Consider the following 15,182-nt stretch of genomic DNA (forward strand, 5'->3'; position numbering starts at 1 on the left):
AATCGATGAGCAATACCCGTCACAATGTATTAAGCCTTGCAGTGGCCGTTGCAATCAGCTCTTGCATCATTAATACAGAGGCACTGGCCGCTCGCAAACTGCAGACAAAATATGCCTGGCTTCTGGACAATGGAGGTTCTGAGGATACCCGCAATGAGGTCATGGTTCAGCCAACTTTAGGTGATGACCAGCAACCAGTACTCAAATCTTTTACCACCACCTATCCCTATGCGCCTTCAGAAAATGACGACTATTCTCGTCCCACTATAGGTATAAGTTTTACAGAAGCTCTTTATGGTATCGGTAATGAGGGCGTTGCCAGTGTTGATCAGTTTGAAACAGGCGAGAATGACGTTGCTCAGAAATACACCAAAATCCTTAAGGTAGATGGTGAGGGAATCTTCAGGTTCACCCATAACCTTGCAGAAGAGAAACTGGTCATTGAAGTCAGAGGCGGAATGACCGAGCAGGGTTCAGTTGCGTTTGTTCGTGAACATTTAGATATCAGGCCACCATTTGAACCCTTAACGAAAATCACCACCCCCATGCAACTGGCTGATCTGTTGGAAGCTGCCAGCACCAGAGCAGGAATCCTCGGCTCAAGTGATCACTATCTTGCCCTTGCTACCATTGAAGTCGAAAAAGTTGCAGTGGATGGACGCACCTTCATGCGTCTTATCGCTTCCGGCGACCAGCCCCCTGAGCTGCATCGTCTGGGTCAATCACTCTTTATCAATGATGAGGCTCTTCTGGCGGCTGCCGCCTCTGCCTACATCCAGGTTCATATCCTGGGAGAGGACTTACAACAGCAGGCGCTTAACGAACTATTGGCACACAACAAACCCGTCGGCTATGTTGAGCACTTCGAGGATAACACACAGGTTTATCCTGTGCCTGCGGGCTATCCAAAGTTGGAGATAACAGAAGCTCTGGGGGAGGGTATTGTTTTTCATGGTCAGATGTTGAATCCCCATGATGTCGCTTTTGTAGAAAACCTCTATAAACTCTGGGTACAGTCCGGAGGTAATAACCCCGCCCCTGCAGTAATCACAATGCTTAGAAGATATAAGATCAGAAGTTACGAGTTCGTCATTCGAAACAGGCAGATGGCACTGCTGGAGAAGTTTGTTGCGCGGCGCAATGCTGGCGTTAACAAAGTTCAACCGACGATCCTTTCCCGCGAAGATAAACTGGCGGCGCGTTCACTTGCATTCTATGAATCTCTCCAGCAGGCATTGGCACTGGCTACTCCAGATAAAACATATGGAACAGAAGAATTTGAGTTCACACTGGAGCACATCAGAATCGCTTCATTAGTCATCACGCCAACCCAGATGTGTAATCAACTCGCAAAACAGTTTGACTTCAAACCCGTACTTGGAAATCTTCTTAAGAACCCGCACTTTTTTCAGATTATTCGCAAGGCGATACCCGTCATCGGCGATATCAATGAAGCGCAGATCGATTCCGAAAAAGACGACGAGTTTACTTCCAAAGTCATGATTGACATGGACAGACAGCTGCTTGAGTTACAAAACAATCTGGAGCAGCAACGGGCAAAAAAGACCAAATTCAAGAAGCAGGAAGCTCTGGTCAAGCGACACCTTCAGACAACCGTTACAGACGCTGAAAAAGCAGCGACTGAAGAGTCTGTGGGACTAAAATCAGACGCTTCTGAAACCAATAAACAACGGATTAATGCCCCGAGAAACAGGCAGGCACAGCCGGGCGGGGGTGATACTGCCCCGCGCCCGGCAGGTATGAAAGAGTCTGTTACCGGCATGAAAGAGTTCGCAGCTGCGGTCATTGCCAACTATGTTCTTGATGATATTGCCTTTGACGATGGCCGCAGGACGGCAACATTCCTGACCCATGTTCAGGATACCCTGACACCTTATGCCAATGTTGCCGGACTGTCTGAATCAGACTTCATCAAGATTATCCATGGCACATTCATGCAGGCCCACGCCGCAGCGGTTGAACGACAGCTACTGGATTACTGGATCAAACCCTCAGCCTTCCTGTTACAGGCTGTGACCTGGTACTACTCCAGCTACAAACCCCTGCTGGCGACCCACACCTCCCGGCAGGCCGCCGGGCTATCTCTCTCAAACATAGCATTCCTCTATCTTCTGGATCTGACCAACAGAGGTGATTACCTGCACCGGATGCTGACACCTTTCCAGCACTGGCTAGAAACTTATGGTGTTGATCTTGACCGAACCGGTCAATATGCCTATCACCGTGGCATTGAACAAATCTCTGAGCTGGGCGGGCTGGCCATGCCATTGGGCAAAGCCGCGTCTTCAGTCATTCTGCTGAAAACCGGCACCACGCTGTTTGCCCGACAGTACAACGCCAACCCGCAAATGTATCGAAGCATTTCCCGTCTGGTGCCGGAAATAGTCAAATCCATGGGTTCCGGTCAGGGAGTTCAGATACCGCTGTTGCACAGGGTGACACCACAAAAAGTGAAAACCCTGGCTTCGGCCACAGCCGGTCTCGTATTGGGTCCGGTAGCCACTGTCGGAACATACGCCCATGGTCTTTTATCAGGATTCACCTATGCCCAAACCTTCGGATTCGCGCTGGCGTCGAGCCTCACTTTCGACTTCTTTATGAACGACAACAAGATGCTCACTCAATGGCTGGGTGGACCACTGGGCCGCAGTCTTGACAGAATTAATCGCTGGACAGGCGCAGGGGAAACGACAGATGAATATGTGAAACGTACGACTATTGCCAGGCCTCAAAGCTTCGATGAAACCGATACAGACTATGCAAACGGTGTTAAAGCAAACAACATTCTGTATGGCTGGACTCGACACGAAAATTACCTGCAGTTCCGCGAACGCCGGGATCGCACCATGAAACTGTATGAGGATGGCTGGGAGAAATACTTCAGGGAAAATTTGCCCAAATGGTCATTCTCCCATGCAGAAAGTATTCCTTACTTCTACACTCTTGGAGCCATCTACGAGTAGCAACAGGACAATAATAAGAAAGCGCCGGTGAATAAATCAGACAACTAACAACCACCAGCATTGTCACAGCAGTGACAAAACACCGGTTATGGAGACATGTGTAAGCTTACCTTCTGAGCCCACAGACATTTCTCCATTAAAGTAAAAGAGCCTTGAGGCCACTCGAATAAGTGATTGACAGCCATAAGCGATTGGAAGTTGCCATCTCGTTTGCCGTAGCAATCACTTTTTACAGTAATAAAAATACTCAGCTTCGAGGTAATAGAATGAGAAATATCCGCCCCAATGCATTAAGCCTAGCCGTGGCCGTTGCCATCAGCTCTTCCATCATTGCTACAGAGGCACTGGCCAATCGCAGGCTGCAGACAAGATCTGTTGATATTTCGGACAGTGAACAGGTGGAGTTTATCCGTAGCGAGGTCATTGTTAAGCCAACGTTGGATGATGACTCGCAGCCAATACCCAAATCCTTTACCACCACCTTCCCTGATCAGACTGAAATCAGAGCAGGCTATGACATTCCTTCTGAAGGCTTCACAGACGTTCTTTCTGGCATCGAGGGTGGCGTTGCCATTGTTGATCAGTTTGAGACCGGCGAGAATGACGTTGCCCGGAAGTACACCAAAATCCTCAAGGTGGGTAATAAGGGGGTCTTCAGGTTTACCCATAACCTTGCAGAAGAGAAACTGCTCATCGAAGTCAGAGACAGTATGACCCGTCAGGATTCAATTCAGGCTGTTCGCAGTCAATCAGGGGTCGCCTGGGCATTGGAACCCTTTACCGGAATGGCCAGCCCCGGTCATCTGGTGGGAGTGCTGAGAGGTGCGCATGAAAGAGCAGGAAACCCTGGCGAAGCCGATAACTATGTTGCCCTTGCCACCCTTGAAGTAGACAAGATTGAGGTGGACGGGCGCACCTTCATGCGCCTTATCGCCGCAGGCGACCGGCCTCCTGAGCTGCAGCGTCTGGGTCAGTCACTTTTTGTTGATGAAGAGCCGCTTTTGGTAGCGGCCACCACTGCCTATACCCGGGTGCATGTTCTCGGGAAAGATATACAACAGAGAAACCTGGAAGATCTGCTGTCAGACCATAAACCCATCGGCTATGTTGTACACGTCGAGGATGAGACACAGGTTTATCCTGTCCCTGATGGTTATCCAAAACTGGAAGTGACTGACACTCCGGGGGATGTTGTTGTTTTCCGTGGTCAGAAACAGAACCCCAGCGATATGGCTCTTGTGGAACGCCTCTATATGGTCTTTTGGGGAGGAGGCGGTGATGATCATAAGACAACTGCACGGGTTAAAAAAGACAAGGTCAAAAGCTACCAGCACATCATTCGAAACATTCAGATGACAATACTGGAGGATTTAGCTGCAAAGCACGATACCGGACTCAACTTCGGTGAAGAGTACGATGATAGTGTGGTCGAGCTTGAATACTATGAAAATCTTCTGCATGCACTGGCCAGTGCTACTTCATATGGATCAGAGGAAGTTGAATTCGCATTCAAACACGTTGAATTCACTTCGGCGTACATCTCGCCGACTTGGGTGCATATTCAACTGTTAAGACACTTCGGCTTCAGACCTGTACTTAGAAATCTTCTGACTAACCAGCACTTTGTTCAGGATATTCATGAAACTTCACTCTTTCCCAACAGTCATTATGGTGCTCCCAATAATGAACCTTTTAGTGACTCTTCTGGCCATGACGAAGGCTTTGAACCCAAAGTCATTGGCGACTTTATCGGGCAGCTGCTGGAGATGGAAAGCGAGCTGGAGAAACTCAGGACAATAGAGGCCGTGCTGGTAAAACAAAGTGAATTGAGAATGGAGGAACTAAATCAGTATGTTGAGGATCAGCTTGCGGAGGTTCATGGCAAGATAAATTTTCTGGTAACCCAGATAGAGACGCTGCAACGGGATGTCGATCAAATTCCATTGCTAAAAAAACAAGTTCATGATGCCAGAACAGATGCCACAAAAGCTCGCAACACGCAAACGGCAACAGAGCTTGGTATTGATAACTGGGATGATACCCAGCCTCTGGAAGAGCAAGCCAGACTCATCAGCAAAAGAATTAATGAAATTTACGGATTGGTCGCCGCAACAGCAGAGTTTCAAAAACAAGCTCTGGAAGAATCGCAACAAAGCACCAGCTCAGAGGCCAAAAAAACAGCACACATCAAAGCCCGTTATGCAAACATGGCCTTGCATTTGAACATTCCGGATTTTGATATCAATGCAGCTGTCGACGATCAGGAAAAATGCCTGCTTGAAAAACTTATGGCAATGCATGCTCAACAGGCAGTTCAACGTCAACAAATTAAGACAATGGGTGATCAACTCGATATACAGCAGGCTTTCATCAAGGCGACAAAAGCAGTTCTGGCTGAGACTCTTGGTATAGATCTGGAAGACCCAACCAACCTGGAATCAGTGCTGCATAACAAACTCTTCGATCTTTCAAAGCTGGAAAATGAACTGAAAGACATCAGAACACCAGGCCACCCCAAAGTCTTGCCTGAAGTATTCGAGACACTTCTTGCTGTGGAAAGCGTTCTGGAGGAAGACCCCCTCCCCGAAGAGGAAGATGTGTATTTCCATCGTCAGGCCATTTCTGAAAAAATGCGGGCACACATCAGAGCAATCGGAGAGCAGTCAGAGGAAGAAGCCCTGGCCATACTGCAATCCCTGGAACGATTACTCAACATCGAAATCAATCAAGGTGATAACAAAGCAGCAAGACTGAATAGGGTTCGTGCCAGGTTTGATGGCGGTGATATCTCGAATCACGTGCTGGATCAGATGGACAAGATCCTGTTATGGGAAGGTGAAAGACCAGACGTGGTGCGAGATCTGAAAGAAGATCTGGAGAGAGGTCTGCTGGAGACGGATCAGGTGCTCTCAGGTATTCGTCACGGTATTACCTTTAAAATCGAACAATCGGATCAGCGCGCCAGAATACGACAGGAAGAGTATCTTATTGCTCTGGAGCAGAAGCTAAATATCGACCTTTATAAAAACCCTGCTGCTAAAGAAAGAGGCAAAACTTTCATAACTAAACTGGCCAGTGATCTGCAGGTAGGGTTTGAAGACGATGCCGACCTGTCTCACCAGAAAAAGGTCCTGAGAAACAAAATTCAGGAATTACGGATAAAAGTAGTCGCAAAATATAGCGATGAAGCCGTCAAAAGAACCTTAAACCATCAGATTGCAGGTCAACTCAATATGAAGGACTATGAGGATCATGTCGGCACAGACGAACAGAACAGTCTGATTAAAGCAAAACTTGAACAGCTGGATGATGAACTTTTCAGAGCAGGTCTGCCTGACCTTAATGAGCGTATTGCAGCCATTGAGAATGAGCTTGACAGGCAAATGGCTCGCCTGGGACCTAAACCCCGATACGTTCTTGATCGTGAGGTAGCCACAGCCAGGCGAGCATTAGAAGAAGCTGAAACTGAGCACGAAGCTATTTTTCAAAAAAAAGTGGGTAGCCTTTCTGATCTCCGGTATATCCCGGATGAAGAAACGCCCCTCAATCTGGCATTGAAACAATTTCAGATCGGCCTGGGTCTGTCTGCAGGTGACAAGCAAACCGATCAAGAGCGAAAAAGGGACATCGTAAATAACCTGCTGGAATACAGTGTAGAAGCACGAGCTGAAATCATTAAGGAACTGGAAGCCAAAACAAATCTGAATGTCTGGATACAATGCTACCCCGATTCGGTGGAAGCAACTTTTTCTATTCAAACCTATCCAGTGCCTGGTCGGGACGCAACGGTTGAAGACGATAGAGCGTGGGGTGGGCTGCCTTTTACCCGTGAAAAGTACAGTCAGGTCACGGAATTCCTGCTTGAGCACGACAAGAAAGCTATGGATTTAGCCAATGCGATGGCGGCAGAGGTTATTGCACGAGAGACTCTGGCTCGTAAAGAACAGGAGCTGTTCGAATCAGGAGACGTCAATGAGAAGTCTGCAACCTCAAACAAGATCGACATGGATCCGCTGAATTCAGACCTGAATGATAAAAGTGAAACGGTATCAAATGCAAAACAAGACCTGGAGGATCATGACGCGCTTCTTGAACCCACTGAAATATCCCTCGGTCTTAAACCAGGCACTTCTGACAGCAGAGAGCAACGGATTAATGCCCTGAGAGACAAACAGTTACAACTGGGCGGTAATGATGGCACTGGCGGAAAAATCGGGCAACTGCTTCAGCAAGAAGCCCGAGAGGCAGCTGAAAATGCAGACTGGATAGCAAAAATTGCAGCCTCCAGAGCAGAGCTTGAGAGAATGAAAAAAGTCCTGAAGGCTGCTGAAAAAGCCGTCAAAAATGATGGCGGCCCCTTCCAGTACACACCGAAACAGGCAAAAGTTCTGAAAGCTATACACACATTCACTCAGCAGCACTTCCTCAAAAAACAAGCCCTGGAAGCAGCGATGGGTCTGGCAGAATCAGCAGTAGAAAGCGGTAACACAATACCCTGCCTCAAGACTTTCGATTTTAACGATGAATTTGCACCGATTCGCCTGCAGGCATTGGCAGGAGACCAACTGACGTTTAAACAGGCCAGCCGTGTTGTGGAAGTTTTCAAGAGTCTGGAGACGATCCTCCGAAAATATTCCTTCGAGCCTGCAGAGTATCAATTTCAGAATGCCATTGAAGAAGTTCAGATTCTGGTGCAAAGGGCCAGGAATGAGATAAAAACCGCATCTCAACAATACGACGACGAAATTCGTGGCATAGGCTCAACGGGCCTCCACTTTGTCGAGCATGTATCAAAGGACCTGAAAAGCTTCTCGGAATTCTGCGCTACCCATTTTGCCAGTGGTGACAGGGTCATAGCTTTGCTGCGTAATGGTATGATCAAAAATGCTGAACTTGAAAACTACATAAAGGCCATCAGAGGTGTCGACGGTTATCAGGTATCGGATCAATTTGAGTACTTACTCAGTTATAAACACGGCGTCGGGCTGCTTGAGTTCAGGAGGGTTGTCCAGATGCTGACCGATGAGGCTGCTGAGGCGTTGATCCAGAATATCTTTGCTTCAGTGACCGGGACGGAAGGCATTGACGAGCATCTGCCAGAGTACCTGAAAAGCTTCCCGGAATACTTCGCCAGCCATTCTGCCAGTGCTAACAAAATCATGGCTTTGCTTGGTGAAGGTCTGATCAGCAAGGTTGAACTTGAAAACTACATGAAAGCCGTCAGAGGTGTCGACGGTTATCAGACAGTGGCTGAATTTGAGCACTTCCTTGGTTACCAACACGGCGTCAAGGTGCCTGAATTCAGGGAGGCTATCCAGATGCTGTCCGATGAGAGTGCCGAGGCACTCATGCAGAGTGTCTTTGCTCCTGTGACCGTAACGACAATGGGCCCGGTGGCCATGAAAGAGTCGGTTGTCGGCATGAAGGAATATGCAGCCGCAGTCATCGCCAACTACGTGCTTGACGATATTGCCTTTGAAAACGGCCGCAGGACAGCAGCCTTCCTGACTAATATTCAGGACACCCTGACACCTTATGCCAGTGCTGCCGGCCTGTCTGAATCAGACCTGATCAAGGCTGTCCATGACACCCTGATGCAGGCTCATGCCGCAGCGGTTGAGTGGCAGCTAAAGGAGTACTGGGTCAAACCTTCAGCCTTTCTGGTACAGGCGGTCACCTGGTACTTCTCCAGCTACAAACCGCTACTGGCGACTCACACCGTCTCCCAGGCCACCGCTCAGTCCCTCTCGAACATGTCGTATCTCTATCTGCTGGACCTGACCAACAGGGGGGATTATCTGCACAGAATGCTCACACCTTTTCAGCACTGGCTGGAACGCTACCGTGTTGATCTTGAGCGAACCGGGCAATATGCCTACCACAGTAGCATTGAACAAATCTCTGAAGTGGGCGGACTGGCCATGCCATTGGGTAAAGCTGCGTCCTCTGTCATTCTGTTGAAAACCGGCTCTGCGCTGTTTGCCAGACAGCACAATGCCAACCCACATAAGTATCGCAGCATTGTTCGTCTGATGCCCGAATTGGTGAAGTCCATGGGGTCCGGACAAGGGATTCAAGTACCGCTGCTGCACAGAGCGACGCCACAAAAAGTGAAAACTCTGGCCTCTGCCACCGCCGGGCTTGTGCTGGGGCCGGTAGCTACTGTTGGAGCATACGCCCACGGCCTTATATCCGGGTTCACCTATGCTCAAACCTTCGGATTCGCACTGGCGTCAAGTCTCACTTTCGACTTTTTTATGAACGACAACAAGATGCTCACTCAGTGGCTGGGTGGACCTCTGGGCCGGAGTCTTGACAAGATTAATCGCTGGACAGGCGTGGGGGAAACGGACGATGAGTATTTGCAACGTACCGCCATTGCTTCGCCTCAGGGCTTCAGTGAAACCGATGAAGAATACGCTAGTCGTGTTAAAGCAAACAACACCCTGTATGGCTGGACTCGACACGAAAATTATCTGCAGTTCCGTGAACGCCGTGATCGCACCATAAAGCTGTTTGAGAATGGCTGGGAGAAATACTTCAGGGAAAAACTGCCCAAATGGTCATTCTCCCACGCAGAAAGTATTCCTTACTTCTACACTCTTGGAGCCCTTTACGAATCGCAAAAGAGCGATGATCAAAACGTTCACGGTCATGATACGAGAAATGCCTCTCAATCAAGCTTTCCACTGCAACCTCAGCAGACCACTGTGGCTGGTGAACCTTTCAGCTTGCCGGAATAGCCATGAGCGATTTTAAAAGTTGCTTCCCCGCACGGTGAAGCAACCTCTTTTCACGGCAATAAAAACACTCAGCTCTGAGGTAGTAGAATGACAACTGCTCCCCTCAATGCATTTAGCCTGGCAGTGGCCGTAGCAATCAGCTCTTCCATCCTTGCTACACAGGCGCTGGCCGATCGCAGGCTGCAGACAAAATCTGTCGATGTTTCGAGCATCAGTCATGAGGAGTTTACCCATAGTGAGGTTATGGTTCGGCCAACTTTAGGTCATGACCAGCAGCCAATACCTAAATCCTTTACAACCACTTACCCCGATCAGACTCAGGCCAGAGCGGGCTATGAGGTTCCTTCTGAAGGCTTTACGGATGTTCTTTCCGGCATTGAGGGTGGTGTTTCCAGTGTTGATCTGTTTGAAACCGACGAAAATGACGTTGCTCAGAAATACACCAAAATCCTGAAGGTGGGTGATGAAGGGATCTTCAGGTTCACCCATAACCTTGAAGAATATGAACTGGTCATTGAAGTCAGAGGCGGTATGACCGACCAGGATTCAATTGCGGCAGTTCGTTCTCAATCAGGCAATATCCAACCATTAGAACCCTTAACGAAAGTCGCCAGTCCCGAGCAATTGGCCGCAGTGCTGAGAGCTGCCCATGGCAGAGCTGGAAACCTTGGCGCAAGCGATAACTATGTTTCCCTTGCCACCATTGAAGTAAAAAAAGTTGCAGTGCACGGGCGCACCTTCATGCGTCTTATTGCTTCGGGCGATCAGCCCCCTGAACTCCAGCGTCTGGGGCAATCGCTGTTTGTCAATGATGAGGCGCTTTTGGCAGCAGCCACTTCTGCTTATGCTCAGGTTCATATTCTGGGGGAAGATTTACAACATAAAGCTCTCAACAAACTGTTGTCGTACCATAAACCCGTCGGCTATATCGTACACGTTGAGGATGACAGGCAGGTTTACCCCGTGCCTGCCAGTTATCCAAAACTGGAAGTGACTGAAGCCACGGGGGAGACAATTGTTTTCCTTGGTCAGAAGGAGAATCCGGCCGAGATCGCCGTTGTAAAAGGACTCTATAAGCACTGGGATAAACATGATTCTGATGCCGCCACTGCCACTGATGTATCAACACAGGTAAAAAAAGACAAGGTCAAAAGCTACCTGTACGTCGCTCGAAACAGGCAGATGGAAATGCTCAATGCCATGTTTACAAATCCCGGTGCTAATAAATTTAGCGAAGCCAGGCTGGAGGATCAACTGGAGAAGCTTGCATACTATGAATCTCTCCAGCAGGCATTGATCAGTGCCAGTACGGATAATGGCGATGAATTTGAATTAACCTTAGGACACGTCAGAGTCGCTTCGTCACTCATCACGCCATTCTGGATCTATGATCATCTCCTGAAAAACTTCGGCTTCAACCCCATATTCAGAAATATTCTGGGTAACCCGCACATAGTTAAGAATATTCAGAAAGTGATCCCCGATATCAGCCATAACAACCGGGCGCAGCTCGCTAATCCCGGTGAAGACGAACAGTTTGCCTCAAAAGTCATCAACGACATGTCACTCAGGCAGCGGGTTGAATTTGACTGCGCACTGGCAGAACAGCAGGCAAAAGAGGCACAACTCGCCGAGCTAAACGAAAAATTAAAAATTCATGACACCCATCAGGCAGAGGCCGTAATAAAAATTCATGACACCCATCAGGCAGAGGCCGTAACAGAACAGTTTGACGAAGTGGCTGAAAAAGAAGTTGCAGGCAAAGCCCGATTTGCAAACATTGAGAATTTTGATAGCAATGAGGATATTGACGTTCCGCAAGAGCTTCTGCTTCTGAAATACAAGGCATTGAATGAGCAAGAAGGACAACTGATTCGCGGTCTTCAGGCAGCGAAGGCTCAGATCAATTTAGTAGATTCTCAAATCAGTGCCAGAAAAGTTGCTCTGGAAAAAGAACTGGATGACATCAGAACACCAGACTATCCCAGGATCAGGTCTGAAGTCATTGAGACACTGAGTGCCGTGCACAAAGCTCTGAAAATGCCTGATTTTGATCAAAACAACGATGTCTATCTTCATCGTCAGTACATTTCTGAAGACATCCAGAAATATATCAAAGACGCCAGACAGAGGGCAGAGGAAGAGGCCCGGGACATGCTGGATGTGGTTGAAAAAGAACTCAACATCAAAGCCAATGAAGAGGATTACAGTAAAACAAGACTCACCAGGATTGTTAAAGTACTTAACAAGGGTGATCTCTCAAACAGGATACTGGACAGAATTTTGTTTGGGATAGAAACCATTCTCTTGTACCGTGAACGCAGAATGCTGGACATGAAGGATATCAAACTCATCAAGCTTCATGCGAACCTTCACTATAAAGCCGAAAACCCCGACCCGAATAAGCCTGCCAGAAAACAACGGGCCGACCTGCTGGAAGCCGCAGAAAAAGCACTCAACCTAAAAAGCTATGAAGAGGACGGCCAGATAGCAAGACTTGCCCGGGTTCATGCAATACTTGACAGCGAAGATCTTCCTGAACACTTGCTGGATCAGATAGATCAGGCCCTGTGGCAAGAAGAAAGCACAGCCCTGAACAAGAAGGATCTCAGAATCAGGAAGCTTTGTGCAATTCTTAACTATAAAGTCGAAGATTCGTACCTTGATAAGCAAGTCAAAAAACGACAGACAGGTCTGCTTCAAGCTGTAGAGAAAAAGCTGTACATCCATCCTCGTGAAAATCTTGCTGCCTGGGAAAGAGGCAAGGCTTTCACTGCTAAACTGGCCCGAGATCTGAATGTAGCATTTGCAGAGGATGACAGCCTTGCTGAACAGAGTGAGGCACTAAGAGAAAAAATTGAGGCATTAATAGAAGAGCTATACCAGACCGGCGACGACGAAGGTGTCAGAAGAGCCAGAAACAATGACATGGCTTATCAACTCAACATTGAGGATTATGAAGAAGATGCCATTATCGACGACCAGAACAGTCTGATTGAAAAAAAACTCGGACAGCTGGATGAAGCAGTTATGAATGCAGGTCTGCCTGACGTTAACGAGCGCATTGCAGCCATTGAGAATGAGCTTGACTGGCAAATGGCTCAAATGGGTCCTAAACCCAGATACGTTCTTGATCGAGAGGTAGCCATTGCCAAACGGGAGATAGAAGACGCTATAGCTGAGCTGGAGACAGTTTATCGCAGGCTGGCTGCTCATGGTCACAATGAAGTCGATAACGCATCGGGTGAACTGCCGTTAGCCAGAAAAAAATACGTTCAGATCTCAGAATTCCTGCGTGAGCACGACAGGGAAGGTATGGATGAAACCGATGCAATGCCTGGAGGGGCTGCTGCACCAGCAAATCAGGAATCAACCCGTCTGAAAGGTGAGATTGAAACCAGAAAAGCAAACATTGAGAGAATGAGGGAAGTCCTCAGGGCTGCAGAGAAGGCCGTCGAAAATGACGGCGGTTCCTTCCAGTACACGCCGGAACAGGCAGAAGTTCGGGCCGCTATGGAAGCCTTCATACAGCAGCACCCTTTCATGCAACAAGCTCTGGAAGCCGGAATAGCTCTGGCAGAGTCAGCGGCAAAAAGCGGTAAGGTAATACGCGACATTACAACTTTCGATTTTGGCGATGAATTTGCACCGATTCGCTTGCAGGCAATGGCCGGAGACAATCTGATGTTTAATCAGGCCAGTCGGATTGTGGCAATCTTCAAGAGCCTGAGGACGAAAGTCGATTGGCATCAGGGTGCCCTGATAGAAATCCAGAGACTGGTGTACAAGGCCAGAAATGAGATCGGCAAAGGCGCTCAACAATACGACGACGAAATTCGTGGTATGGGAAAAAGAGCCATTCACTTCGTCAAGCATGAACCGGAGAACCTCAAAAGCTTCTCGGAATACTTCGCTACCCGTTCTGCCAGTGGTAACAAAATCATGGTTTTGCTTCGTGAAGGCCTGATCAGCAAGGTTGAACTTGAAAACTACATGAAGGCCGTCAGAGGTGTCGACGGTTATCAGACAGTGGCTGAATTTGAGCACTTCCTTGGTAATAAACACGGCGTCAAGGTGCCTGAATTCAGGAAGGTTGTCCAGATGCTGTCCGATGAGAGTGCCGAGGCATTCATGCAAAGTGTCTTTGCTCCTGTGACCGTAACGGCAACAGGCCCGGCGGGTATGAAAGAGTCGGTTGTCGGCATGAAGGAGTACGCAGCCGCAGTCGTCGCCAACTACGTGCTTGACGATATTGCCTTTGAAAATGGCCGCAGGACGGCAGCCTTCCTGACTAATATTCAGGACACCCTGACACCTTATGCCAGTGCTGCCGGCCTGTCTGAATCAGACCTGATCAAGGCTATCCATGACACCCTGATGCAGGCTCATGCCGCAACAGTTGAGTGGCAGCTAAAGGAATACTGGGTCAAACCTTCAGCCTTCCTGGTACAGGCTGTCACCTGGTACTTTTCCAGCTACAAACCGCTACTGGCGACTCACACTGTCTCGCAGGCTAACGCGCTGTCCCTCTCGAACATGTCGTACCTCTATCTGCTGGACCTTACCAACAGGGGGGATTATCTGCACAGAATGCTGACACCTTTCCAGCACTGGCTGGAACGCTATAGTGTTGATCCTGACCGAACCGGGCAATATGCCTACCACAGGGGTATTGAACAAATCTCTGAAGTGGGCGGACTGGCCATGCCATTGGGTAAAGCCGCGTCCTCAGTCATTCTGCTGAAAACCGGCTCTATGCTGTTTGCCAGACAGGTCAACGCCAACCCACACAGGTATCGCAGCATTGTCCGTCTGGTGCCCGAAATAGTGAAGTCCATGGGGTCCGGACAAGGGATTCAGGTAGCGCTGCTGCACAGGGCGACGCCACAAAAAGTGAAAACTCTGGCTTCTGCCATCGCCGGACTCGTGCTGGGTCCGGTAGCTACTGTTGGAGCATACGCTCATAGTCTTATATCTGGATTTACCTACGCCCAAACCTTCGGATTCGCACTGGCGTCGAGTCTCACTTTCGACTTTTTTATGAACGACAACAAGATGCTCACTCAATGGCTGGGTGGACCTCTTGGACGTAGTCTTGACAAAATTAATCGCTGGCGGGGCGTGGGTGAAACGGACGATGAGTATTTGCAACGTACCGCTATTGCTTTGCCACAAGGCTTTAGTGAAACGGATGAAGAATACGCTAGTCGTGTTAAAGCAAACAACAGTATGTATGGCTGGACTCGACACGAAAATTATCTGCAGTTTCGTGAACGCCGTGATCGCACCATGAAACTGTTTGACAATGGCTGGGAAAAATACTTCAGGGAAAATGTACCTAAATGGTCGTTCTCCCATGCAGAAAGCGTCACTTACTCCTACACTCTGGGTGCCTTCTATGAGTGGCAAAAGGGCGATGTTCAGAAAGTTCATGATCATTAAGAGAAATATTTCT

At 48.6% G+C, this 15,182-nt stretch carries 3 protein-coding genes; all 3 read left to right on the forward strand.

Features of this window, described 5'->3' with window-relative positions:
* Positions 1-5 precede the first annotated feature (5 nt).
* The 3 genes from ACOMHB_RS18815 to ACOMHB_RS18825 all read left to right on the forward strand — a co-directional run bounded on the left by ACOMHB_RS18815 (position 6) and on the right by ACOMHB_RS18825 (position 15,169).
* Positions 6-2,984 carry a hypothetical protein gene (locus ACOMHB_RS18815; RefSeq protein WP_448217768.1) on the forward strand — a complete coding sequence of 993 codons (2,979 nt, stop codon included), beginning with the start codon at positions 6-8 and terminating at the stop codon, positions 2,982-2,984.
* Positions 2,985-3,250: 266 nt separating this feature from the next.
* Complete coding sequence (locus tag ACOMHB_RS18820) at positions 3,251-9,727, forward strand: coiled-coil domain-containing protein (RefSeq protein WP_448217769.1); 6,477 nt, start codon at positions 3,251-3,253, stop codon at positions 9,725-9,727.
* Positions 9,728-9,814: 87 nt separating this feature from the next.
* The gene (locus tag ACOMHB_RS18825; protein WP_448217770.1) at positions 9,815-15,169 is read left to right on the forward strand and encodes a hypothetical protein; all 5,355 of its coding nucleotides are present in this window, start codon (positions 9,815-9,817) and stop codon (positions 15,167-15,169) included.
* The last annotated feature ends 13 nt before the right edge of the window (positions 15,170-15,182 follow it).

The sequence above is a fragment of the Endozoicomonas sp. 2B-B genome (genome assembly GCF_053470045.1).

Bases quoted from the DNA above. Each gene is read 5' to 3' on its own strand.
- ACOMHB_RS18815 (WP_448217768.1), top strand. From the start codon at position 6: ATGAGCAATACCCGTCACAATGTATTAAGCCTTGCAGTGGCCGTTGCA.
- ACOMHB_RS18820 (WP_448217769.1), top strand. From the start codon at position 3,251: ATGAGAAATATCCGCCCCAATGCATTAAGCCTAGCCGTGGCCGTTGCC.
- ACOMHB_RS18825 (WP_448217770.1), top strand. From the start codon at position 9,815: ATGACAACTGCTCCCCTCAATGCATTTAGCCTGGCAGTGGCCGTAGCA.